The sequence below is a fragment of the Pseudonocardia sp. DSM 110487 genome, from assembly GCF_019468565.1.
GTDB lineage: Bacteria > Actinomycetota > Actinomycetes > Mycobacteriales > Pseudonocardiaceae > Pseudonocardia.
This window is the reverse complement of record NZ_CP080521.1, coordinates 7,191,002-7,215,037: the sequence shown is the minus strand read 5'-3', so window position 1 is coordinate 7,215,037 and position 24,036 is coordinate 7,191,002. Positions and strand designations below refer to the sequence as shown.

Here is a 24,036-nt window from a genome sequence, read left to right as displayed (position 1 = left end):
TTCACACGCCCGGGAACGGCGCTGCGGCGCACACGGGCGGGCGGCGGAGCCTGGCCGCCCGCGAGTCGCGGTCTGGGTGCATGCGAGTCGCGATCTGCGTGCGGCCGTGTAGCAATTTTCGCCCGAACGGGGGCATCCTGACGCGCCCGGTCGGTTCACCGGGCCGCAACGGCCCTCGCTGGCATGCTGGGCGCCGTGCTCGACCCACTGCGCTCCGCCGTCGTCGCCGCCTGCTCCGCCGCACTCGTGCTGTCGGGATGCAGCCAACCGGCAGCGCCGGCGCCGGTGCAGGCCCCGCAGCCACCGGTGCAGCCCACCGAGCTCGCGCGCTTCTACGACCAGCAGCTCAGCTGGGGCCCGTGCGCCGACTACGCCACGAGCTCTGCCGACCGCGCGGCGTTCGACGACGAGGCGCTGGAGTGCGCGCGGCTCGAGGTCCCGCTCGACTACACCAAGCCCGACGGGCGGACGGCCCAGGTCGGCGTGCTGCGCCACAAGGCCACGGGGGACCGGGTCGGGTCGCTGCTGGTCAACCCGGGGGGACCGGGGGCGTCCGGGATGAGCCTCGGCGCGTCGATGTCGCGCAGGCTGGAGAGGAGCCCGCTCGCCCAGCGCTTCGACATCGTCGGGTTCGACCCGAGGGGTGTCGGGGCGAGCACGCCGACCATCGACTGCCTCGACGACTCCGAGTGGGAGGTCGAGCGGGCCGACCTGGACATCGACCCGTCGCCAGCGGGCGTCGCACAGACGGAGGCGGAGAACCAGCAGTACGCGCAGCGGTGCACCGAGCGCTCCGGCGGCGGGGACGTGCTGGCGAACGTCGGCACCCGCGACGTGGTCCGCGACGTGGACATCCTGCGCCAGGCCCTCGGTGACCAGAAGCTGACCTACCTCGGCTACTCCTACGGCACCCGGATGGGCTCGGCGTACGCGGAGGCGTTCCCGCAGAACGTGCGGGCGCTCGTGCTCGACGGCGCGCTCGACCCCGAGCAGACCACGGTGCAGCGCACCGTCGACCAGAACGCGGGATTCCAGCAGGCCTTCGACGCCTTCGCCGCCGACTGCGCGCAGGAGCCGGCCTGCCCGCTCGGCCAGGACCCCGCGCAGGCCACCGCGGCGTTCCAGGCCCTCACCCGCCCGCTGATGGACCGGCCGGCGCCCGCCGACGGCGGCGCCCGCACGCTCTCCTACCCGGACGCCGTGACCGGCACGATCCAGGCGCTGTACCTGTCGGACTTCTGGCCGCTGCTCACGCGGGGCCTGTCCACGCTCGCCTCCGGCGACGGCACGATCCTGATGCGCCTCGCCGACATGTACAACGACCGCGGCCAGGACGGGCACTACGGAAACGGGATCGAGGCGTTCATCGTCATCAGCTGTGTCGACGAGGAGCGCATCGCCGACCGTGCCGAGCAGGGCGAGCTGATCCGGCGCTCCAACGAGGCGGCGCCGTTCCGCGACGACGGCCGCGGTGTGGTCGCCGCGCTCGACCCGTGCGCGTTCTGGCCCGCGCCACCCACGAGCGAGCCGCACGTGCCGCAGGTGCAGGGCCTGCCTCCGACGCTCACGGTTTCGGTCACCGGCGATCCCGCCACGCCGTACCAGGCTGGTGTCGACCTGGCGAAGGCGCTCTCCGGGAGCCTGCTGTCGGTCGACGGGGCGCAGCACACGGTGGCGCTGCAGGGCAACCGGTGCGTGGACGACATCGTCAGCTCATACCTCGTGGACCTGCGGCTACCGCCCGATGGGGCCCGCTGCAGCCTCGCGCCGACGCCTGGCGGGTGACGCGCGTAACACTGCTGCCCTCCGCATCGAAAGGAGGGCAGGGCCGGTGAGTATGAGGGGCGCACCACGGTGCGGGCCGGACCACGGACAGCGCTCGCCCGGGCACGGGCGGGCGCTGTCGCACGTTCGGGCGGGAGTGGTCCACATCGCACCGCCTGAGCTGCTACGAAACATGGCCGTAACGCGGCGTTCCTAGGCTCGGCTCCCATGGACCGACAGCAGGAGTTCGTGCTCCGCACGCTCGAGGAACGCGACATCCGCTTCGTGCGGCTCTGGTTCACCGACGTGCTCGGATACCTCAAGTCGGTCGCCGTGGCGCCCGCGGAGCTGGAGGGCGCGTTCGCCGAGGGAATCGGCTTCGACGGGTCCGCGATCGAGGGGTTCGCGCGGGTCTACGAGTCCGACATGGTGGCACGCCCCGACCCCTCGACGTTCCAGGTGCTGCCGTGGGAGACCTCGCCCGGCGAGCACTACTCCGCCCGCATGTTCTGCGACATCGCCATGCCCGACGGCTCGCCGTCATGGGCCGACCCGCGCCACGTGCTGCGGCGGGCGCTCTCGCGCGCCGGCGAGGCGGGTTTCACCTGCTACGTGCACCCGGAGATCGAGTTCTACCTGCTGCGCGGCCTGCCGGCCGACGGGTCCGCGCCCGAGCCCGCCGACTCCGGCGGCTACTTCGACCAGTCCAGCCACGACGTCGCCCCGCACTTCCGGCGCAACGCCATCGAGACGCTCGAGTCGATGGGCATCTCGGTGGAGTTCAGCCACCACGAGGGCGGGCCCGGCCAGCAGGAGATCGACCTGCGCTACGCCGACGCGTTGACGATGGCCGACAACATCATGACCTTCCGGTACGTGGTGAAGGAGGTCGCGCTCACCCAGGGCGTGCGGGCCTCGTTCATGCCAAAGCCGTTCTCCGAGCACCCCGGCTCGGCGATGCACACGCACTTCTCGCTCTTCGAGGGCGACCGCAACGCCTTCCACGACCCGGACGACCCCTACGAGCTCTCCGAGACCGGCAAGGCGTTCGTCGCCGGGGTGCTGCGGCACGCGCGGGAGATCAGCGCGGTCACCAACCAGTGGGTGAACTCCTACAAGCGGCTCATCGTCGGTGGCGAGGCGCCCACGGCCGTGTCGTGGGGCCACGCCAACCGCTCGGCGCTGGTTCGGGTGCCGATGTACTCGCCGGGCAAGGCGTCCACGCGTCGGGTGGAGATCCGCACGCTCGACAGCGCCTGCAACCCGTACCTCGCGTTCGCCGTGATCCTCGGCGCCGGTCTCACCGGCGTGCAGAAGGGGTACGAGCTGCCGCCCGCCACCGAGGACGACGTCTGGTCGCTCACCGAGACCGAGCGCCGCGCCCTCGGGTACGAGGCGTTGCCGCAGAACCTCACCGAGGCGCTGACGGCCATGGAGCACTCGGAGCTGGTGGCCGAGATCCTCGGCGAGCACGTCTTCGACTTCTTCCTGCGCAACAAGCGCAGCGAATGGGACGGCTACCGCCGCCAGGTCACTCCCTACGAGCTGTCGACGTACCTGCCCGTGCTCTGAGCCGGATTGCAGCAGAGCCACTTTCATGCAGCCACGTGGCATGAAAGTGGCTTTGCTGCAACGGGCTGGGGCGGCATCGTCGGTGCATGGAGATCGCTCTGCACGACGACGCCGGTGAGTTCGCCGCCGCGGCCGGGCCGCTCCTGCAGGCCGACCCGCTGCGCCACACCATGGCGCTGACCGCGCTCGACGGCATGCACCGGGGCGGTGAGCCGAGCGCCGTGCTGCTCACGGTGCGCGAGGCAGGTGAGGTGACGGGGGCGGCGTTGCGGTCGCCGGGACGCGCGACGCTCGTCTCGGCCGTGCCTGCACGACACGCACCGGCCGTCGAACGTGCACTGGCCGAGGCGGACCCCATTGCGGACGGGGCGCACGGGCCCGTCGCCGAGGCCGAGGCGTTCGCCGCCGCCCGGATCGCGCGGACCGGCTGCCGGGCGGAGCCGGCGATGCGGACGCGGCTCTTCGCGCTGAACCTGCTCGCGCCCCCGCGCGGGGTACCCGGGCGGGCCCGCCGCGCGGACGAGGGTGACATCCCGCTGCTCGGGGAGTGGCGCCGCGCGTTCGGCGCGGAGGCCGGGCACGACAAGGAGCACGACCCGGAGGGCTTGGTGGCCCGCTCCCTGCGGCTCGGTGCCGGTGAAATGCTCTGGGAGGTCGACGGCACGCCGGTGGCGCAGGCGTGCGCGAAGCCGGTGATCGCCCGCATGTCCCGGATCGGGCCGGTATACACCCCGCCCGAGCACCGGGGACACGGCTACGCCGCGGCGGTGACGGCGGCGGCGTCGCAGTGGGCCCTGGACGCGGGTGCGCAGCGGGTGGTGCTCTTCACCGACCTCGCCAACCCCACGACCAACCGCCTCTACCCCCGCATCGGCTACCGCCCGGTGCACGACGCGGTCGAGCTGCGATTCATCGCATGATCGGTCCGAGATGGCGCTCATCGTCCTCGGGAGGGCGCTGAGCGCGGTGTGGCAATGATCATGCGCGAGCTGGGCCGGGCCGCTCGCGGCTCTGCGCGCGGTGCGCGGCCTGCGCGGCCCCCGCGAGCTCGGCGAGCCGGCACGGCGAGCGCGGCGCGACGTTCAGGCTGCTCGGGCAGCCCCGGCACCGCCCGTCCGGCCCGGCGACGTGCACCACCAGCAGCTGCGACCACAACCGTGTCCACCCGGCGATCACGGCCCCGGCTTCGGTGATCCGGTCCCGCGGCTTCCCCTCCGTCTGCATGCCAGGGGAGGGTCCGGGTGGCCGGTGTCGGCTGGATCTTTCAGCTGACACCTTCCACCTGCCACTATCAGTCGTCGACCGGTCGCACAGAGCAGGGAGGGTGGGCGTGCGCAGCGGTGCCCTGGTCCGGAGACGTCAGCTCGCCCGCACCCTGCGTGAGCTGCGCGTGCACGCGGGCCTGACGATCGAGGCGGCCGCGCCTCAGCTCGACGTCTCGGCGAGCAAGCTGTCCCGCATCGAGAACGCCCATCAGGGCGTCGACGTGCACATGGTGCGCAGCATGCTGGATCTGTTCGACGTCGGCGGGGACCGGTGGACGGAGATCCTGGACCTCACGCGTCAGGCCAGCGAAAAGGGGTGGTGGCGGGCGTACGGCCTGGACGACAAGTGCTACGTGCCACTGGAGGCGGAGGCCAGCACGGTTCGCGACTTCACGGTTACGTACGTGCCCGGCCTGCTGCAGACCCCCGACTACGCCCGAGCGATGTTCGACGCATCGCTGCGCAGTCGCTCGAAGGAGACCGTCGAGCGCGAAATCCGAGTGCGAATGATCAGGCAGGAGCGGCTCCCGTCGACCACCGACCCGCTCCGCCTTGCCGCGATCATCGACGAGCCGGTGCTGCGCCGCCCGGTGGGCGGCCCGACAGTCATGCGCGCTCAGCTCAAGCACCTCGTCGAAGCTGCGGCGCTCGACTCGGTCGAGCTGCAGGTGCTGCCGAACGGCATCGGCGCCCACCCCGCAATGGGTGGGGCGTTCACGGTCCTGAGCTACGAAGGGCTCGGGGAGCCCGACATGGCGTACGTCGAGCACCCCATGGGGTCGGTGCACATCGAGAAGGACGAGGACGTCGCGCGGGCTACACTGGTCTTTGACCACCTGCGGTCGGTGGCCTACAACCCGGCCGAGTCGGTCGCACTGATCGAGCGGGTGGCCGCGCAGACGTAGTCGCGACCGCGAGAGGTGCCAATGCCCGCCCCGATTCCCGCCGGCGTCGTCTGGCGGAAGAGCACCTTCAGCGGGAGCAGTGGGAACGGGGACGGTTGCGTCGAGGTCGCAGCCCTCGCAGGTGGGATTGCCGTCCGAGACACGAAGGACCGCGCCCGCCCTCCGCACGTCCACTCCGCGCCCGCCTGGCGAGAGTTCCTCGCGGGCATCCGCGCGGGCGAGTTCGACGCCTGACGGGCAGGCCCGACGGGCGGGCGCACGCGCCCCAAGCGCGCTCACGCACCCCTTCTTCGCTCACGCGCCCTGTCGACGGGTAGCGCGAGCCGGTTGGGTGCGCGGCGTCGGCGAGGGGGCGCCTGGGCGCGGTTGGCTGCCGGCCGGCCATGCGCCGCCGTGACGTCGACCCCGGCCGCTGATTATGCTGCCGGCCGGGGGATCGACATGACCATCACGGCGCCACCGCCGGTACTGGCGAGCGCTGTGGCGCGCGTGTGGCACCCCAGGGTGGGAGTCGTCGGCGGCGGGTTCGTCGTCGGGCCGGATCTGATCGCCACCTGCGCTCACGTGGTCGCCGAGGCGGTTGATGCCGACCCGTACGCCCCCGAGGCCCCGACCGCCACCGTGCGCGTGGACTTCCCCCTGACAGGCGACGATGCCCCCGTGCCGCTCGAGGCCGTCGTGGAGCGCTGGGCGCCCATCCGGGATGACGGCACCGGCGACGTGGCGTTGCTGCGGCTGACTGCGCCGGCGCCGGCGCGCGTGCCACCGGTACGTCGGATCGCCCGGTTGTGGGGCCACGACTTCCGGGTCCTCGGGTTCCCCGATGGCGGGACCGACGGGGTCTGGACGAGCGGGCGGATCCGGGGTGAGCAGGGCACCCGGTGGTTCCAGCTGCACACCGGCGCGGGGGAACCGCGCGTGGAGCCGGGGTTCTCCGGTGCTCCGGTGTGGGACACCGCCTCGGGCGCGGTGGTCGGCATGACCGTCGCCGCCATCCGCGGAGACACCACCCAAGCCGCGTACCTGATCCCCATCGACGCCGTCTTCGCACTGGACCAGGAGCTGGTGCCCTGCCCGTACCCGGGGGCGCGGCCGTTCGACACCGAGCACGCCGCGTACTTCCACGGCCGCGACGACGACATCGAGCGGCTCGCCGACGCCACGTCCCGGCTGCCGCTCGTCGCGGTGGCCGGCCCGTCGGGGGTGGGTAAGTCGTCCCTGGTCCGCGCGGGTCTGCTGCCGCGGCTGCTGGCGGGTGGCACGCCGGTCGTGGAGTGCCGCCTCGACGTCGACCCGGTCGGGAACCTGGTGTCGGCGGTCGCGGACGCGGTGCCGGGCACGGTCGTGGTGCTCGACCAGTTCGAGGAGCTCGCCACGCTCGCGCCGGAGACCGCCGGCGCGTTGCTGGACGAGGTGATTGCCCGCACGAGCACCGGTCGGATCCGGGCGGTGCTGACGTTGCGCTGGACCGCCTTCGAGCGGCTCGACCCCCGGCTGACCGCCGCGCTGGACGAGGCCACCGTGCTGGTGACTCCGCTCGATCGCGCCGGCCTGCGGGAGGCGATCGTCGGCCCCGCTGAGCAGGCCCCCGGCCTGAGCTTCGAAGAGGGGCTGGTGGACCGCATCCTCGATGACGCGGGCACCGAACCCGGCCAGCTGCCTCTCGTGTCCGCGTTGCTGGCCGATCTGTGGGACCACCGTGACGACGGGCGCGCCACGCTGCGCGGGTACCTCGAGTGCGGCGGGGTCGCGGGCGCGCTCGCCCAGCACGCGGACCGCGTCGTCGACTCGCTCCAGGCCGACGAGCCGACCCTGCGCCGGCTGTTCACCGCGCTGGCCGAGCCCGGCCGTGACGGACGCTTCGTCCGGCGCCCGGTGCTCCTGCGCGATCTGCCTCCGGAGCAGCGAGCGCTCGCGGAGGCGCTCGCCGGCCGGCGCCTGCTCGTCGTCACCCGGGATACGGTCGAGCTGGCCCATCAGGCGCTCGTCGAGCACTGGCCGAGGCTGCGCGACTGGCTCACCGCCGACCGCGAGTTCCTCTCCTGGCTGGCCGGGCTCCAGGAGCGGCGCAGGCGGTGGGAGTCAGGCGGGCGCGACGACGGCGCGCTGTTGCGGGGCGCGCCGCTCGCCGCCGCCGTGGAGTGGGTGGAATCCCGCGCCGACGACGTCGCTGCCGCCGACCAGGACTACGTCCGGCTGGGCGTCGCCATGGCGCGCCGCCGGATGAGGCGACGGCGTGTCGTCACCGCCGTGCTCGCGGTCCTGCTGCTGGTGATCGGATCGCTGTCGGTGCTGGCGGTGCAGCGCCGTGACGTCCTGGCCGGCCAGCTGGCCACGGCGAACGCCGGCATCATCGGGCGGGAAGCGCTGGCCAGGGTGCCCACCGATCCGGCGTTGGCCGCCCAGCTGGCTCTAGCAGCGTGGCGCGCGGACCCCGGCCACCCGGCCGCCCGCGACGCGCTGGCCAGAACGTACCTGGGCCTGCACACCGCCGAGGCGGAGTTCGCGGACCTGAGCCCTGAGCCGATCGAGAGCATGGTGGTCCGCGGCGACACGGCGCTGCTCTACACCGCTCCGCATCCGGTCGTCCTCACCGGCCTGTCCGGTCCGGCGCCCCAGCGGCACGAGCTCACCGATCTACCCCCCGGCAGCGGTACGCCGATCCTGAGCCCGGACGGTCGCCGGCTGGCCGTCACGCTGACGGACCGCCCGGTCGTGCTGCTGCGCGACCTGACCGGGCAGCTGCCGGTGAGGGAGCTGCCCGGCACTCCGGGGACCAGCCTGTCCCTGCCCGTCTTCGCGCCGGGCGGCGACGTGCTGATGTGGGGCGTGGTGTCCGCCTCGCAGGAGGTGAGCGTGCAGCTGTGGGACCTGCGCCGCGACGCGGAGATCGTCAACCGGCTCGGCACGCTCCCGAGCGACGTGAGGGCGGGTTGGCCGACCGACGATCCCGGCCGGGTGCTGCTGCGGCACGGCACGTTCGGCCAGGACGGCACACGGCTGGTAGTTCGGTCGGTGGCCGACGGCTCCGAGGTCGCCACCCTGCCTCCTGACACGGGGGTCGCTCCCGACGGCGGGGCGCTGGTCCGCATCGATCACGATCCCGAATTCAGGATGCCGGCGACGGTGGTCGTCGATCCGCCGGTAGGCGCGGCGCCGACCCGCCGGCTGACTGCCGGCGACGTCAACGTGTCGTGGTCACGGCTGTCCGCAGATGGTGGCTGGTTCCTCGAGAGGCAGCCGGCCGGCGCAGGCGGTGACTACCACGTGCTGCGGCTGACCGACCTCGGCACCGGGGAGGTCCGGCAGGTGATCATCCCGCCGGTCCCCGAGCGCGACGCGGCGACGAGCGCCGACCAGGAGGTGGCGGGGGCGACGAGCCTCGGCGTGGTCTCGGCAGGCGGCCGCACGTCGGTGCTCCTCGCGCAGGGCACCTCGGTGCTGCGGTTCGCCACCGAGCCGCTGCCGAGCGCGGAGGAACCGCCCCGCCGCACCACCGTCAGCCTCGGCACAACCGTGCTCGCCCAGTACGAGACCGGCATCGCCATCTGGGACCGGCACACCGGGCAGCGCCTCGGCGTGGTGAGCGGGCTCGACCGGCGATTCCGTGGCCCGGTGTACGACGAGGACTCGTTGTGGATCATGACGCCCGTACCAGGCGCCTGGGAGATCGGCCACTACGAGATGCCGACGCTGCGGCCCATCGCGACGTTCCGCATACCGGAGCGCAGACCCGCGGACGTCCAGGGGCTCGTCGGGGGTAGCCCGATCGACCTCGTTCCGGACGGCGACCACGTGGTGATCTCGCACGGGGGCTGGCTGTCGGCCCACGACCGGACGACCGGCCATCCGCTCGGCTCCCCTGTGCGGCTCGGCGGCTCGCCGGAGGAGATCGCCTACACCACCGCCTTCGCGCTGGTGTGGCCGCGACCCGGGCATCCCGGCCAGGTTGCGGTCAACGTCGCGCGGGGCGGTATCCAGCTGTGGGAGATGCCGTCCGGGCGGCTGGTCCGCACCATCGAGACCATCAGCGAGCAGGGGCCGGTGTTCGACCCGTCCGGATCCCGGATGGCGTTGCCGAACGGTGAACATGCCATCGAGGTGTGGGACGTGGACCAGGGTGTGCTCGTCCGGCCACCCATCGCGCAACCGGAGCAGGCCACCTACGTCGTGGCCTTCCAGCCCGACGGCTATCTGATGGTCAGAGCCGGCCCGGGCGCGCGGGACCCGGTTCGACTGGCGTCCATCGAGCTGGCGAGCGGCCGGCAGGCGGGAGTGATGAGGTTGGCGTTGACCGACGATGTCGGCGCCTTCAACCCGGAGGACCAGTCGGCGGGGCTCCGCGTCAACTCGGCGTACGGGGTCCGGCAGCCGAATCCGCCTGAGCTGCGGATCGCCGCAGGCGGATGGCGGGACGCGCTGTGCGCCGTCATCGACCGACCGTTCACCCAGTCCGAGCGCGCGCTGCTGCCGCCGGACTCCGACCCCACCCCACCGTGCTCGTGACCGGGAACCGCTCGTGACGTCGAACGGTTCGGTCTTCCGCGAGCACGCCGACCTCGCAGGCGCGCACCTGCGCGTGTGGTCGGGCACCGGCCGGATCGCCGGGGCCGGCTTCCTGATCGGTCCGGACCTGGTGGCGACCGCGGCGCGATGCGTGGCAGGGAGGGCCGGCGACGGCGGTGCGCGCGAGCTGCCGGTGTGGCTGGACTTCCCGTTGCTCCGCGACGAGCACGACGCGCCGGTGCGGGTAGCGGCGGGGATCGAACCGCTCACGCCCGGCGACGTGGTGCTCCTGCGGCTGCGCGGGGCGGTCCCCATCGATGCGCGCGTGCCGCCCATGAGACGGCTCGGCCAGGTCGACGGCAGCGAGTTCCAGGTGCTCGGCTACCCCGAAGGCCTCGTCGACGGCGTGTGGTCGGCAGGTACGGCGCGCGCCGAGGCGGACGGCCGCATCCGGCTGGACACGGCCCCCGGCGAGCACCCGCTCGACGCCGGGTTCGCCGGCGCGCCGGTATGGCACGCGGCCGGCGGCGCCGTGATGGGTATCGCCGTGGTCGACGAGCGAGGCGCCCGCCTCGAACCGGTCGACCGGGTGCTCGGCGTCGACCCGGAGGCGCTGCCCTGCCCGTACCAGGGCCTGCGCCCGTTCGACGAGGAACACACCGAGGTGTTCTTCGGCCGGGACGATGAGATCGATCGCCTCGTCGATGCCGTCGACCGGCTGCCCGTGGTCGCGGTGACCGGTCCATCAGGGGCGGGGAAGTCCTCGCTGGTCCGGGCCGGGCTGCTCCCGCGGCTACGCGCGAGGGGCGTCGAGGTGGTGGACCTGCGGATCACACCGGGCGCCGATGCCGGGCCGACCCTCCGCGAGGCGCTGTCCGAGCGGGGTACGGGGCGGGTGGTGGTCGCCGACCAGTTCGAGGAGCTGGCTGCCTCCGACCCGGCGTCCGCCCGCGGGCTGCTCGAGTCGATCGTGCGGCTCACGCGGTCTCACGACGATGGTCCGCAGGCGCGGGCCGTGCTCACGCTGCGCTGGTCCACGCTTGACGAGCTGCTCACGCCCGAGCTGGCCGACGTACTGAGCACCGCCCGGCTGGTCGTCGCGCCGATGGACCGGGACCGGCTGCGTGAGGCCATCGTCCGGCCGGCCCGGCTGCCCCCCGGCTTGGTGTTCGAGCACGGGCTCGTGGAGCGCATCCTCGACGACACCGGCACCGAGCCCGGGCAGCTCCCGCTGGTCGAGTCGCTGCTGACCGAGCTGTGGGAGCGCCGTGACGGCGGGTACCTCACCATGGCCGCCTACACCGAGGCCGGCGGTGTGGCCGGGGCAGTGGCCCAGCACGCGGAACGGGTGGTGGACGGGCTCGAGGCCGACCCCGACGCGCTCCGCGGGCTCTTCACCGCGCTGGCCCGCGTGGACCGCGCCGAGCGGTTCACCCGCCGCGCGGTGCGGCTCGACGCGCTGCCGGCGGCGCAGCGTGCGCTGGTCCCCGCGCTGGTCGCCGGGCGGCTGCTGGTGCGAACCCGGTCCGACACCAACAGCGATACCGACACCGACCGCGAGATCGTGGAGCTGGCGCACCAGGCGCTCATCGAGCACTGGCCCCGGCTGCGCACCTGGCTGGCGGAGGACCGTGACTTCCTCGTCTGGCGCAGCGAGCTCGGCACCCAACGCGAACGCTGGGAGGACGAGGGCCGCGACGACGCCGCACTGCCTCGTGGCGCGGCGCTGGCCACCGCCACCGACTGGCTCGCCACCCGCGCCGACGAGCTGCCCTCCGCCGACCGCGCCTTCCTGCGGCGGGGCATCGCCCGCCAGCGCCGGGACGTCCGCCGGGGCCGGCTCGTCAACGCCGTGCTCGCCGTGCTCGTGCTGGGCGCGGCGACGCTGGGCGGCACCACCGTGTACAGCGGCAACCGGATCGCGGCACAGCTGGCCAGCGCGAACGCCGACACGCTCGGCAACGAGTCGCTGGCCCGAGCCGCAGGCGACAGTGTGGTGGCCACCCAGCTCGCGTTGGCGGCATGGCACTCCGATCCGAACAGCCGGCCGGCCCGCACCGCACTGGCCCGGTCCTACCTGGCCATGCGGTCGGTGGAGGCGGAGCTGCCGGACGTCACGCCGAGGCCGATCCAGTGGCTGGAGCGGGGCGGGGACACCGCGCTGCTCGACATCGGAGCCGGGCTGGTGGCCGTCACCGGCGTCACCGGTCCGGCACCGACAGCGCGCACGCCCGCCGATCAGGTGGCCGACCCGGACGGTTTCGTCGGCTTCAGCCCGGACGGCCGCCGGCTCGCCGACATCGGCCGCGACGGGCGGGTGCGGATGCACGACCTCGTCGAGGGCGGCCCGCCGCAAACCCTGCCGAACACGTCCGCAGGCGCCCAGGACGACGTCACCAGCCTGCAGTTCTCCGCCGATGGCGGTCGGCTGGCCTGGCTGGCGAAGGGCGACGCGGGCGAGCAGAACGTCGTGATCCGGGACCTGCGCGGCGGCACGGACGTGCCCCACCGGCTCGGGCCGCTGCCTCCGGGGGAACGGTTCGATCTCCTGCTCACCGGCGATCCCGACCTGGTGGTGCTGCGGTACGCCCCCCGGTTCCGGACGAGCACAACCCGGCTCGTGGCGCGCTCGCTGGCCGATGGGTCCGAGGTGGCCGAGTTCCCGGCAGGCTCGGAGCTGACCGGTCACGGCGTCGTGTCCTGCGAGCGGTCCGAGAACGGCGGCACCGGGAGGTGGGCCGACGTGGTCGTCACGCCGGTGCGCGGCGGCCCGCCGACGGGGCGGTACCCCGTCGACACCTTCGACTGCAGCGGCGTGCAGATCTCCGACGGCTGGCTCGTCGACGGGTCAGCCGGCTCCGGGACCGATACGGGCGATGTGTCGTTGGCGCTCACCCACCTCGGCACCGGTGAGCGCCGGAGGCTCACGGTGCCCCGCGAGCTCACCCCGCTGGGGCTCGCGGCGTGGCCGCTCTCGCCGACCGACCGCATGGCCGTGACGTCCGGCACCGGCGGGCCGGCCGTACTGCTCGCCCATGGCACGTCGGTGCTGCGCCTGGCCACGGAGCCGGCAGCGCCTCCCCCGTCCAATCCCTCGGAGATCCTCCTCGTCGGCACCACCCGGGAACACCGCGTCATGAAGGAACGGGGAACCGTGCGCGTGCTGGAACGGGCCACGGACCGGGAACTCGCCGCTCTCCCCCTGCCAGCGGGGGGCCTTGCCGAGGTGAGCAGCGACGAGCACCTGTGGGTGGCCGACCCCGTTGGCGGCGGCGCGTTCGAGGTGGCCTGGTACGAGCTGCCCACGTTGCGGCGGGTGCTCGGGTTCCGGCTCCCAGCCCGTTCCGACGCACCACCGCTGGAGGGCCGCCTCCACGGCGGGGTCTCGTACGTCCGCGACACGGTGGATGGCCGTGAGCGCCTACTGGTCCTCAGCGACGGCATGCTCTCGAGCTGGGACGCGGCCACCGGGCAGCCCCTGAGCACGCCCGTTCCGGTCGGTGCCACCGACGCCGCCCGCGCGTATCGGCTCGAATCCCGCCTTTACGACCGGCCCGGCCACCCAGGACAGGTCGCGGTGTCCACGCACGATCGGCCGGTGGAGCTGTGGGACGTGCCGGCGGGCCGGCGCCTGGCCACCATCCCGACCGAGCTGAACCCGGACCTGACCCGCACCGGCAGCGACGTGCTGGCGTTCGACCCCACCGGTACGGAGCTCGCCACGCTCGCCGCCGGGCGGACCATCCAGGTCTGGGACGTCGACGCCGCCGCGCCGGCCCGCCCGCCCATCGCCGCCCCGCAGGCCCAGGAGCTCGTGGGATTCGCCGCCGACGGCTATCTGGTGACGCTCAACCAGGCGGACAACTCCTCGCAGGAGTCGCTGGCCTTCGTCGACGTCGACACCGGGCAGGAGCGCGGCAGCCTCACCCCCCGCCTGAAGTTCAGCCGTGTCACCGACGACGGTCGCAGCGCTGTACTGGAGAGCACCTGGGGCACCGAACGGGTCGAGTTCCCCTTGGCCGCGCAAGCGTGGGCCGACGAGCTCTGCACGCGGCTCGGCCGGCCGTTCACCCCCACCGAGGTCGGCGTGCTACCAGCCGGCACCGACACCGACCCGCCGTGCTCCTGACCCGCCCGCGGGCCTCAGCGCAGGCGCGACAGCAGGCGTGCGGACTGTCTGGCCGTCACCTCCGGCAGGTAGGCGCGGGCGATCGCCAGGCCGATGGCCGGGAGGGCCGCCGGGTCGGGGTAGCACAGGTGCAGCGGGCGGTACTCCGGCTGGAACTTCGCCTTGAACGCGAGTAGCGAGCGGAACCCGTAGACCGGTTCGAGGGCGTGGCCGATGACGTCGAGGAGGCGCTGAAGTGCGGCGGGCTGCTCGCCGCGGTCGAGGCGGGCGAGCGGGGCCCCGGACAGGCTGAGGAACTGCGTGTCCTCCTCCTGGAACCGCTGCACGGCCGAGGCGATGAGGAACTCCATGACGCCGCGGAAGCCGGTCTCGCGGCGGCGCATGAAGTCCAGGGTCCAGCCGACGGTCTCGCCGTCGCGGTGCACGGGCAGCCAGCTGGTGACGCCGTGGACGGTGCGGTCGGCGTCGACGGCGAGCAGGCAGCGCACCTCGGGGTCGGCGAGCTCGTCGAGGCCGCCGAGCGTGAAGCCCATCTCGGGGAGGCCCTTGTCGGCGACCCATTCCTCGCTGATCGCCCGGATCTGGTCGGTGAGGGCGAGCGGGGCGTCGGCGTAGCGGGTCCACTCGGCGGTGATCCCGGCCTTCATGGCGCGGTTCAGGGCGGTGCGGACGTCCTGCCACTTCTTGCCGGTGAAGGCCAGGTCGGGCAGCGGGAGCACGGTCTCCTCGGCCACCTGCACCGAGCTCCAGCCCAGCGCCTCGCACGCCTTCCGGGTGTCGTCGGTGACGCTGTAGAGCGCGGGTGTCCAGCCGCGCTCGTGGCAGAACGCGGCGAACTCGGCGACCGTGTCGCCCGTGGGCGTGCCGATCGGGTCGGCCGTGGTGAGTGCGACGGAGCCGATCACGCGGTGGGCGATGGCCGCCTCGCCGCGGGCGTCGAACCAGTAGGAGTTGCCGGGCCACGTCGTGAGCCAGCCGAGGTTGGAGCCGCCGCGGCGCGCGAGCTCCCTGGCCCGCTCGGCGTCGAGGGCCTCGGGGTCGGCGCGCGGGCGGCGGAACGTCGCGAGCAACCCGCCGGCCACGACCAGCCAGAACACGACGCCGGTCCACTCGAACAGGAGGGTGGCGAGGTACCCCTGCGGCAGGAAGTCCGGGTCGACCTCGCCGAGGTAGCCCGGCGGCAGGAAGCGTAGCGGCAGGTCCGCCAGCAGCTGCCCGATCGTGGGCGGCCGGTCGAACTGGTCGGCGATCGCGGCACCGAGCAGCACGTACGTCGCGCTGACGGCCGCGAGCACGGTCGACGAGGTGACCAGCAGCTTCCGGTAGGTGCCGCTGGGGGCGCGCACCGCGAACCGGTCGCGCGTCCACCACAGCAGCACGGCCACGGCGAGCGGCAGGAGCGGCGGCAGCGTCAAGGCCAGTATCCGGCGGGCGCCGGGCGCGGCCTGGTAGACCATCAGCTGCTCGACCGGCCTGGACACCACCAGCACGGCGAGCAGCACGCCGAGCGCGGCGAGCCCGAGGTTCAGCGCGATGCCGACCACGAGGGCGGCCCGCCTGCCGCGGCGCAGCCCGTCGGCGACCACGAGGAGCAGCAGCACCGGGATCACGGACGCCAGCGCGGGGCCGATCCCGGACAGCCGCAGCTGTGCCTGGAGGTCCCGGCAGAGGTCGGCGTCGGCGGTGGCGCAGATCTGTTGCACGGTCACGGCGTCCGGCGGTGGGGAGAGCACCACGAACTGCAGCACCGAGAGCGGGCCGATCGGGGCGTGGGCGATCGCGGCGACGAGCGGGCCGACGGCCGACGCGGCCACCACCAGCGCGACGAGCACCCGCACCTCGGTGCGGCTGGCCGGGCCGGGGTGCCGTTCTGGCCGGCCGAGCAGCCGTCCCGCCGCGAGCCCCACGAGTCCGGAGCAGAGCATGATGACCTCGGGCAGCTCGCCGGAGTACGCCACGAGCATCGCCATCGCGGCGAGCATCAGCAGCCGCAGCCTGCGCCGCCACAAGGCCGACAGCGTGCCGCTCACCGCGAGAACGAGCCCGACGGCCCCTGGCGCGGCGCCGACGACCACCTGGGCGGCGAGGTCGCTCGGCCAGCCACCGCCCCTGATCTCGGCCCCGGCCGCGACGAGCCCGAGCGCGACCAGCGTGCCGGCGACCTGGGTGCCGACCAGCAGCGCGGCCGTGCGGAGCACCCCGATCCGGTGCTCGGCGAGCGCCCCGCCGAGCAGCACGAGCGCGGTCGTCGCGACGGCCGCGCCGATCGTGCCCCACCAGAGCATCGCCGAGAGCGGGGTCCACCAGCGGCCGGCCGCGAGCGGGCCGACGCCGGTGCCGACGTGCTCCATCAGCCGGTCGTTCGGTCCGCCCGGGAGGCTGCGGGTGGCGAGCCCGTACGCCCAGACCATCGCGACGAACGCGACGGAGAGCGGCGCCCGCCGGATCACCCGCACCAGGGACCGGGTGAGCCCGAGCAGTCCGTTCACGGCGTCATCCCCAGCCGGGTGGTGAGCCAGGGGAGTGCGTCGTCCAGACCGGGGCCCCACACCTCCCAGGTGTGCCCGCCGGGCTTCAGATCCAGCCGTACGTCCATGCCGGCCGCCTGGCAGGCCGGGAACACCCGCTGTGCCTCGGGCAGGTACTCGGCGTCCTGCAGGCCGGCCACGAGGAAGCCCGCGGTGCCGGGGAACTTCCGCTTCGCCATCACGTCGAGCGGGTTGACGGCCGTGAACGCTGCCTCGTCCCCGCCGAATGCGGCCTGGACGGAGTCGGCGCGGTCGCCGAGCGTCGGTTCGTCCTCGCCGGAGATGTCCACGAACGTGGGGTACACCTGCGGCGCGTTCACGGCCATCTGCAACGAGCAGGTGCCGCCGTTCGAGAACCCACCGATCGCCCAGCCGGACGGCTTCGGATCGACCTGGAGGGTGTCGCGGATCCACGCGGGGACGTCGACCGACAGGTAGGTGGCCACGTTGCCGAGCCGGGAGTCCATGCACAGCGGGTTGTTCAGCGGGTCGCCGAGGTGGTCGGGCATCACGACCACCGGGGCGAGACCGTCGTGGGCGGCCGCGAAGGCGTCCATGCGCTCGGCGAGCCGGCCGCCGTTCAGCCAGTCGTCGGGTGACCCCGGCTGGCCGGACAGCAGCACGAGCACCGGCAGCTGCGCCCTGGGCCGGGACAGGTAGGCCGGCGGCAGGTACAGCCACGCGGACCGCGCGGCGAAGCCCGACACGGTGGCCGGGATCGTCACCTCGGTGACGACGCCGGTGGCGGGCATCCCGGCGGGAGCGTGCCAGATCGCCGACAGCGGCAGCCCCGACCGGGCGCCGATGACCTGCTCGCGCAGCGGGACCTGCGTGAACGGGATCTCGTCGACGGCCGGGAGCCCCAGCGCGGTGCGGAGCGTCGGGTACTCCCGGTACACGACGTTCATCCCCTGCAGCGACCCCAGCACCACCAGCAGAACTGCCACCACCGCGACGGTCCGGCCTGGCCAGCTCCGCGCGCGCATTCCCAGCGCGGCCAGCCCGAGCGCCGCGAGCACGGCGCCGCCGAGGAGCAGTACGGGCAGCGGCACGTCGTCCGGGAACGGTTGCCACACCTGGTCGACCAGCACCGCCAGCAGCGCGGTCACGGCGCCGGCGGCGAGGAGCACGGCGGGCACCGTCCGCGTCCACCAGCGGTGGGAGCGCCGGAGGACGAGGAACAGCGCCCCGGCCACCCCGGCAGCGCCGACGGCGACCTGGAGGGGGCCGCTCAGGAGCGGCGCGTCGAGCAGCCAGGACACAAGCGCAGAGCCTGCCACCCGGGTTGTGATGACCTTGTGCCGACACGTGCCCCGTCCGGGCGCCTGATCATCAGGGGGGTCCCGTCAGGTAGCGCTGGAGGGTGGGTGCGATCCACGTGACGATCTCGTCCCGCGTCATGGCGACGACCGGCGGCAGCCGCAGCACGTAGCGGCACAGAGCCGTGCCGAGGGCCTGGGTGGCGACGAGGCCCGCGCGGGTGGCAGCGCCGTCCGGGTCGCCGGTCAGCGTGGCGATCTGCGGGGCCAGCTGCCCGGCGAAGATCGCCCGCATCCGGTCGGCGGCGTCGTCGTCGGTGGCGGCGGTACGCAGCAGGATCTGCAGTGCCTCGTCGCCGTCCCAGCGGTCGAGCAGGTGAGCGGCGAGCACGCGACCGGCCTGCTCGGGCGGGACCTCGGTGAGGTCGGGGAGGCGGAGGTCGAACTCCGCGGTGCGGGCGAACAGCTGCCGCTTGCTGCCGAAGTACCGCATCACCATCGACGGGTCGACGCCCGCGTCGGCCGCGATCGCGCGCACGGTGGCCCGGTCGTACCCGTCGGTGGCGAAGCGGGTGCGGGCCGCGCCGAGGATCGCCTCGCGGGCCGGGAGTGAGCGGTCGGTGAACGCCATGACCAGATTTTAGCCAACGAGTGTTGGCAAATCGCGGGACGTCGCCTACGGTTGTTGCCAACAGTCGTTGGCAAATCGAGGGAGCGATCATGCCGCACCTGCTCGTCCAGCAGCGCATCGAGGAGTTCGACCGCTGGAAGGAGGTGTTCGACCGCCTTGCGCCCGCCCGTACCGCGGCGAGCTGCCGCAGCACCGCCCTGTTCCGCAACCTCGAGGACCCGCACGAGGTCGTCGTGCTCTTCGAGTTCGCCGACATGGCGAAGGCCCGTGAGCACATGACCAGCCCCGATCTGCGTGCGGCATGGCGGGCCGCCGGGGTCACCGACCCGGGTACTCGCACGATCCTCGGCGCCGTACACATCGACGCCGTACACATCGACGCAGGGCACATCGACGCAGGGCAGCTCGACGGGGGTGCGCGATGACCGACGCGGCGCCGCCCGCGGTCGCGGCCTGAACGCGCACGGAGACCGCGACTCGCGTACACCCAGACCGCGACTCGCGGGTGGCAGGATCAACCTCTGTGACTCGCACCGGTACCTCGCTCGCACGGCTGGGGCTCACGGAACCGCGGGCGGAGGCCACGGCCACCGAGCTGGGCTGGTGGGCGGGGGACAAGCCGGCCGCGGGCGCCGAGGCGATCATGTGGGCGCTCGGGCGCAGCCCCGACCCCGACCTCGCGCTGCGTGCCGCGGAACGCCTGGTGAACTCCGTGCCGGACCGCGAGGAGCTGGACGCGGCACTGCGCACCGACCAGGTGTTGCGGGGGCGCCTGCTCTCGCTGCTCGGGAGCTCCACGGCGTTGGCCGACCACCTGGTGGCCCACCCCGACCGGTGGCACCGGCTCACCGGGGCGGCGCCGGCGCCGGGGGAGGGGGCGCGGGAGGCGATCCTGCGCGCGGTCGGGGCCGGGGCGGACGTGCTCACCGGTGCCGAGGCCGTCACCGCGCTGCGGGCGGCGTACCGCGACGAGGTGCTGGTGCTGGCGGCCGCCGATCTCGCGGCCGTCGGGGAGCCGGACCTGCCCGTGCTCGACGTCGCCGATGTGGCCGCCCAGCTCTCCGACCTCGCCGCCGCCGCACTGCAGGCGGCGCACGCCGTCGCCGTGGCCGAGAGCAACACGGACGGCAGGCTCGCCGTGATCGCGATGGGCAAGTGCGGCGGGCGCGAGCTGAACTACGTGAGCGACGTCGACGTCGTGTTCGTCGCGGAACCGGCCGACCAGCGGACCACCCGGCTGGCCAGCCGGCTCATGCGCATCGCGGGGGACGCCTGCTTCCAGGTGGACGCGAACCTGCGGCCGGAGGGCCGGCAGGGGGCGCTGGTCCGCACGCTCGACGGGCACGTCTCGTACTACAAGCGGTGGGCGAAGACCTGGGAGTTCCAGGCGCTGCTCAAGGCGCGGCCGGTGGCGGGCGACCCCGAGCTGGGCGCCGCGTACGCCGACGCCGTCGCCCCGCTGGTGTGGAGCGCAGCCGGCCGTGCCGACTTCGTCGCCGACGTGCAGGCGATGCGCCGCCGGGTGGAGGAGCACATCCGCCCCGACCACGCCGAGCGCGAGCTCAAGCTCGGCGCGGGTGGGCTGCGCGACGTCGAGTTCGCCGTGCAGCTGCTGCAGCTCGTGCACGGCCGCACCGATGAGGCGCTGCGGTCCTCCTCCACCCTCGAGGCGCTCACGGCGCTCGCCCGCGGTGGTTACGTCGGCCGCGACGACGGGGCCAACCTGGCCGCGTCCTACCGGTTCCTGCGCCTCCTCGAACACCGGCTGCAGCTGCAGCGGATGCTGCGCACGCACCTCATGCCCGCCGAGGACGACACCGACGGGCGGCGCTGGCTCGCCCGAGCGGCCGGGCTGCGGCCCGATGGGCGGCGCGACGTGGTGGGCGTGCTGAACGCCGACTGGTCACGGACCGTGCTGCGGGTACGGCGGCTGCACCAGAAGCTGTTCTACCGGCCGCTCCTGACGGCCGTGTCGAGGCTGCCGGTCGACAGCGCCCGGCTGTCGGAGAAGGCGGCGGCCGCCCGCCTCGCCGCGCTGGGCTGGGCATCACCCGAGGGGGCGCTCGGCCACCTGCGGGCCCTCATGTCTGGTGTCTCGCGGGCGGCCGCGATCCAGCAGACGCTCCTCCCCGTGCTGCTCGACGAGCTGGCGGGGAGCCCCGACCCCGATCGCGGGCTGCTGGCGTACCGGCGGGTGTCGGAGGCGCTCGCCGAGACCCCGTGGTACCTGCGGCTGCTGCGCGACGAGGGCCTCGTGGCGGAGCGGCTGATGCGCCTGCTCGGAACGTCGGCGCTGGTGCCGGACCTGCTGGTGCGCGCGCCGGAGGTACTGCGGCTGCTCGTCGCGCCCGTGGCGGGGCAGGCCGACGAGCTGCGCCGCGACCCAGCCGACTTCGCCGCGGCGCTGCGCACCACCGTCTCCCGGCAGCACGATCTGGACGGCGCCGCCGCCACCGCACGATCACTGCGCAGGCACGAGCTGCTGCGGGTGGCGTCCGCCGACCTGCTCGGCCTCCTCGACGTCGAGGAGGTGTGCGCGGCGCTCAGCTCGGTGTGGGTCGCGGTGCTGCAGGCCACGCTGGACGTGGTCCTGCGGTCGGTCCCCGAACCGGTGCCCGCGCGGCTCGCCGTCATCGGGATGGGGCGGCTCGGCGGGGCCGAGCTCGGGTACGGCAGCGACGCCGACGTGATCTTCGTCTGCGAGCCTGTTAGCGGCGCCTCCGATCACGAGGCCGCGAAGTGGGCAACGGGCATCGCCGAGACGGTCCGGCGCAAGCTCGCCGCGCCCACCCCCGACCCCGCGCTCGTCGTCGACGCCGACCTGCGCCCCGAAGGCCGGTCCGGTCCACTGGTCCGGACGCTGGAGTCCTACCGCGCCTACTACGCGCGCTGGTCGGAGCCGTGGGAGGCGCAGGCGCTGCTGCGCGCGAGCGCCGTGGCGGGCGACCCCGGCCTCGGCAGGCGCTTCCTGCACATGGTCGACCCGATCCGGTACCCGGCCGCCGGTATCGACGCGGCGACCGTCACCGAGATCCGGCGGATCAAGGCCCGCGTCGACGAGGAACGGCTGCCCCGCGGCGCCGACCGCGGCACGCACACCAAGCTCGGTCACGGCGGGCTGGCCGACGTCGAGTGGACCGTCCAGCTGCTGCAGATGCAGCACGCGGGCGACGTGCCCGAGCTGCGCACGACATCGACCCTCGAAGGGCTGCAGGAGGCAGCGGAGGCCGGGCTCCTGCGGCGGGAGGACGCCGACGAGCTGACCACCGGCTGGCGGATGGCCACGCGCGCCCGCAACGCCGTGATGCTCGTCAAGGGCAAGCCCGGCGACCAGCTGCCCCGCTCGGGCCGGGAGCTCGCGGCGGTGGCCTCCGCACTCGGCTACCCGCCCGGCGGCGACCCCGGCGTCTTCCTCGACGACTACCGCCGTGCCACCCGCCGCGCCCGCGCGGTGGTGGAACGAGTCTTCTACGGCTGGTGACGTGTCGATGCCTGGGCCGGGCCGGCGGAGCTGCTAGTGGGGACGGAAGGCCGCTCTTCGTGCAGGGTCCGCACGACAACCCGCGAGCGGTGGTCCGGACCCTGACCGAGAAGCTCGGCGAAGGCAACTTCGACGTCGTCGCTCCGATGGTGGGCAGCGCCGGACGATGACCGTCAGGCGGGGAACCGGGCGTCGTGGAGGCGCCGCAGCGCCTCCCTGCGACCGAGCTCGGCCCGGGCGGCCGGGTTCTCGTGGTAGAAGCGCAGCAGGTGGTACAGCAGCACGGGGGCGACGCCGAACTGCTCGGTCACGATCTCGATCTGCTCGGCGTTCCGCCGCCGCCGCGCAGGCGTCGTCCAGTAGAACCGCTCGGCCTGCCACTTCACGTCGAGCGCGGCGATGACGAGCCGTCGCTCGTGCCGCGTCTCGATCCCGTACAGGCCCACCACGTCGTCCCACGCGACGGTGCTGCGCCTCCCGCCGCCGCGGGCCAACACCCCTCGCTCGTCGAGGCGGATCTCCGGGACACCCCAGGCCAGCATGACGAGCGGCATCACCACGAAGTACGCCCCGCACAACAGGAACACCACGGCCGGGGTCCCGCCCGTGATCAGTGGACCGGCTCCGATCACCACGGCGCCCGCCCCGAAGCACAGCACGATGAACGTGGTGGTGACCTGCAGGATGCGCGGCCGGCGGATCCGCAGCACGGGCGTCCCGTCGTCGGTTTTGGCGAGCTCGACGCCGCGCACCCCCGAACCGGGCCGCCCGCGTCGCCAGATCGCCCAGGTACCACCGGCGAACCCGATCCCGACGAGGAAGAATGCAGATGCGAACAGTCGCCCCTCGACGGTCGGGCCGGTGAGCCCGAGCGCGCTCACGGTGAGCACGATGAGGCTGAACGGCGCCGTCAGGGCCACCAGCGCGTACGTGCGGGACCGGCTCGCGGGCTCCCATCCCATCGGCAGGTCGAGTTCCTGAACAGACGTCATTCCGCCCCCCTCGTCGGCCCGTCCCCGTTCGAGGCGGACGGTAGCGACGCGGCCCGGGAGCCCTCCCCGGGTGCGGTCGAGACTCAGTCGATCTCCAGCACCGCCATGCCGTGTCGCCGCCCCAGCGACCCGTCACCCGGCTAGTGGTTGACCGTGCAACTTGGCGGGTCCATGGTGCTCCGCCATGAGCGGTGAGTGGAACTTCATGGACCCGGCGAGCCGCAGCAACCTCATGCGCGCGGTGCGCGCCGAGGCGGCCTCGTTCTTCGAGCTGGCGGCGAACACGGAGTGGGAGGCGCCGACGGCCTGCGAGAGATGGCAGGTGCGCGACCACGTCGGGCACATGATCGACGTGACAGAGGGCTACTTCATCGGCTTCGACCACGCCCGCGCCGGCACCGAGGCGCCCGGTGCACTCGGACTCCCGGTGATGGCCGAGCGGCTCGACGAGCATGCGCGCGCCTTCCGCGGCCTAGGCAAGGAGGACGCGCTCAAGCGCGTTCACGAGGACTTCGAGCGGATGTTGGAGATCAGCGACGGTCTCACCGACGAGGAGTGGACCGGTTTGATGGTGCCGCACCCGTACATGGGCCCGCTGCCCGCCTGCTGCTACCCGGTCTTCCAGCTCGTCGACTACACCGTCCACGGCTGGGACATTCGGGAGCGCACGGACGCGGCCCGCCCGCTCGCCGGGGAGGCCGCCGACCTGCTGGTACCCGTGGCGCTCATCGTGTGGCAGTCCACGGCGCTGACGTCGGAGCTCGCCCAGCCGTTCGCGGTGGGCGTCCGGGTGACGTCCGGGGCGAACGCGGGCGACTACCGGTTCGACTGCGGCCCGGAGGGCCTCACGTACGCGTTGGCGGACCTGTCCGACGTGCGCGCGGTACTGGAGTTCGACCCGGGCACGCTCGTGCTGGCGTCCTACGGGCGGCTCCGCGGCGGAACGGTCCGCGGCGATCTGGCCGTCGCGGACCGGTTCCGGCGTCTCTTCTTCCCGATCTGAC

Annotated in this window: 15 protein-coding genes; 10 read left to right on the top strand and 5 right to left on the bottom strand. The window is 73.6% G+C overall.

Going from position 1 to position 24,036, the window contains the following annotated elements; genetic code table 11:
• Nucleotides 1-183: 183 nt before the first annotated feature.
• From K1T35_RS33715 to K1T35_RS33705, 3 genes are all read left to right on the top strand, one after another.
• A complete protein-coding gene (locus tag K1T35_RS33715; protein WP_220255800.1) occupies nucleotides 184-1,785 on the top strand; it encodes an alpha/beta hydrolase in 1,602 nt (533 codons plus the stop codon).
• 207 nt (nucleotides 1,786-1,992) lie between these two features.
• Nucleotides 1,993-3,336: a type I glutamate--ammonia ligase gene (gene glnA, locus K1T35_RS33710; RefSeq protein ID WP_220255799.1), complete on the top strand. Its 1,344-nt coding sequence runs from the start codon at nucleotides 1,993-1,995 to the stop codon at nucleotides 3,334-3,336.
• 86 nt (nucleotides 3,337-3,422) lie between these two features.
• On the top strand, nucleotides 3,423-4,256 hold the full coding sequence (locus tag K1T35_RS33705) for a GNAT family N-acetyltransferase (protein ID WP_220255798.1): 834 nt from the start codon (nucleotides 3,423-3,425) through the stop codon (nucleotides 4,254-4,256).
• Nucleotides 4,257-4,314: 58 nt separating this feature from the next.
• Here K1T35_RS33705 and K1T35_RS33700 read toward each other — a convergent pair whose 3' ends face one another.
• Complete coding sequence (locus K1T35_RS33700) at nucleotides 4,315-4,560, bottom strand: hypothetical protein (protein ID WP_220255797.1); 246 nt, start codon at nucleotides 4,558-4,560, stop codon at nucleotides 4,315-4,317.
• Nucleotides 4,561-4,666: 106 nt separating this feature from the next.
• Here K1T35_RS33700 and K1T35_RS33695 point away from each other — a divergent pair, with 106 nt between their 5' ends.
• The 4 genes from K1T35_RS33695 (at nucleotide 4,667) to K1T35_RS33680 (ending at nucleotide 14,141) form a co-directional block, all read left to right on the top strand.
• Entirely contained in the window at nucleotides 4,667-5,506 is an 840-nt protein-coding gene (locus K1T35_RS33695) for a helix-turn-helix transcriptional regulator (RefSeq protein ID WP_220255796.1), read from the top strand.
• Nucleotides 5,507-5,527: 21 nt separating this feature from the next.
• Nucleotides 5,528-5,740, top strand: a complete 213-nt coding sequence (locus tag K1T35_RS33690; protein ID WP_220255795.1) for a DUF397 domain-containing protein — start codon at nucleotides 5,528-5,530, stop codon at nucleotides 5,738-5,740.
• Between the two features lie 207 nt (nucleotides 5,741-5,947).
• The gene (locus K1T35_RS33685; protein WP_220255794.1) at nucleotides 5,948-10,012 is read left to right on the top strand and encodes a trypsin-like peptidase domain-containing protein; all 4,065 of its coding nucleotides are present in this window, start codon (nucleotides 5,948-5,950) and stop codon (nucleotides 10,010-10,012) included.
• A gap of 13 nt (nucleotides 10,013-10,025) precedes the next feature.
• Entirely contained in the window at nucleotides 10,026-14,141 is a 4,116-nt protein-coding gene (locus K1T35_RS33680) for an AAA family ATPase (RefSeq protein ID WP_220255793.1), read from the top strand.
• 14 nt (nucleotides 14,142-14,155) lie between these two features.
• Here K1T35_RS33680 and K1T35_RS33675 read toward each other — a convergent pair whose 3' ends face one another.
• The 3 genes from K1T35_RS33675 to K1T35_RS33665 all read right to left on the bottom strand — a co-directional run bounded on the left by K1T35_RS33675 (nucleotide 14,156) and on the right by K1T35_RS33665 (nucleotide 18,559).
• Nucleotides 14,156-16,630 (bottom strand): bifunctional lysylphosphatidylglycerol flippase/synthetase MprF, encoded by a 2,475-nt coding sequence (locus K1T35_RS33675; RefSeq protein ID WP_220255792.1) that lies wholly within the window; start codon nucleotides 16,628-16,630, stop codon nucleotides 14,156-14,158.
• Nucleotides 16,627-17,931 carry an alpha/beta hydrolase family protein gene (locus K1T35_RS33670; RefSeq protein WP_220255791.1) on the bottom strand — a complete coding sequence of 435 codons (1,305 nt, stop codon included), beginning with the start codon at nucleotides 17,929-17,931 and terminating at the stop codon, nucleotides 16,627-16,629. The genes K1T35_RS33675 and K1T35_RS33670 overlap by 4 nt, the downstream gene beginning before the upstream one ends.
• Nucleotides 17,932-18,001: 70 nt before the next feature.
• A complete protein-coding gene (locus tag K1T35_RS33665) occupies nucleotides 18,002-18,559 on the bottom strand; it encodes a TetR family transcriptional regulator (RefSeq protein ID WP_220255790.1) in 558 nt (185 codons plus the stop codon).
• An 89-nt stretch (nucleotides 18,560-18,648) separates the two neighbouring features.
• Between K1T35_RS33665 and K1T35_RS33660 the strand changes: the two genes are divergently transcribed.
• Both K1T35_RS33660 and K1T35_RS33655 read left to right on the top strand, forming a co-directional pair.
• Nucleotides 18,649-18,984 carry an antibiotic biosynthesis monooxygenase gene (locus tag K1T35_RS33660; protein ID WP_220255789.1) on the top strand — a complete coding sequence of 112 codons (336 nt, stop codon included), beginning with the start codon at nucleotides 18,649-18,651 and terminating at the stop codon, nucleotides 18,982-18,984.
• 98 nt (nucleotides 18,985-19,082) lie between these two features.
• Nucleotides 19,083-22,040 (top strand): bifunctional [glutamine synthetase] adenylyltransferase/[glutamine synthetase]-adenylyl-L-tyrosine phosphorylase, encoded by a 2,958-nt coding sequence (locus tag K1T35_RS33655; protein ID WP_220255788.1) that lies wholly within the window; start codon nucleotides 19,083-19,085, stop codon nucleotides 22,038-22,040.
• Nucleotides 22,041-22,213: 173 nt separating this feature from the next.
• Here the strand turns inward: K1T35_RS33655 and K1T35_RS33650 are convergent, their stop codons facing one another.
• Complete coding sequence (locus K1T35_RS33650; protein ID WP_220255787.1) at nucleotides 22,214-23,032, bottom strand: hypothetical protein; 819 nt, start codon at nucleotides 23,030-23,032, stop codon at nucleotides 22,214-22,216.
• Nucleotides 23,033-23,216: 184 nt separating this feature from the next.
• Here K1T35_RS33650 and K1T35_RS33645 point away from each other — a divergent pair, with 184 nt between their 5' ends.
• Entirely contained in the window at nucleotides 23,217-24,035 is an 819-nt protein-coding gene (locus K1T35_RS33645) for a maleylpyruvate isomerase N-terminal domain-containing protein (RefSeq protein WP_220255786.1), read from the top strand.
• Nucleotide 24,036: the final 1 nt, after the last annotated feature.

What these genes read in the sequence shown, in the direction of transcription:
- K1T35_RS33650 (WP_220255787.1), bottom strand. Translation starts at nt 23,032, where the DNA reads ATGACGTCTGTTCAGGAACTCGACCTGCCGATGGGATGGGAGCCCGCG.
- K1T35_RS33690 (WP_220255795.1), top strand. Translation starts at nt 5,528, where the DNA reads ATGCCCGCCCCGATTCCCGCCGGCGTCGTCTGGCGGAAGAGCACCTTC.
- K1T35_RS33665 (WP_220255790.1), bottom strand. Translation starts at nt 18,559, where the DNA reads ATGGCGTTCACCGACCGCTCACTCCCGGCCCGCGAGGCGATCCTCGGC.
- K1T35_RS33645 (WP_220255786.1), top strand. Translation starts at nt 23,217, where the DNA reads ATGAGCGGTGAGTGGAACTTCATGGACCCGGCGAGCCGCAGCAACCTC.
- glnA (WP_220255799.1), top strand. Translation starts at nt 1,993, where the DNA reads ATGGACCGACAGCAGGAGTTCGTGCTCCGCACGCTCGAGGAACGCGAC.
- K1T35_RS33715 (WP_220255800.1), top strand. Translation starts at nt 184, where the DNA reads ATGCTGGGCGCCGTGCTCGACCCACTGCGCTCCGCCGTCGTCGCCGCC.
- K1T35_RS33660 (WP_220255789.1), top strand. Translation starts at nt 18,649, where the DNA reads ATGCCGCACCTGCTCGTCCAGCAGCGCATCGAGGAGTTCGACCGCTGG.
- K1T35_RS33700 (WP_220255797.1), bottom strand. Translation starts at nt 4,560, where the DNA reads ATGCAGACGGAGGGGAAGCCGCGGGACCGGATCACCGAAGCCGGGGCC.
- K1T35_RS33685 (WP_220255794.1), top strand. Translation starts at nt 5,948, where the DNA reads ATGACCATCACGGCGCCACCGCCGGTACTGGCGAGCGCTGTGGCGCGC.
- K1T35_RS33705 (WP_220255798.1), top strand. Translation starts at nt 3,423, where the DNA reads ATGGAGATCGCTCTGCACGACGACGCCGGTGAGTTCGCCGCCGCGGCC.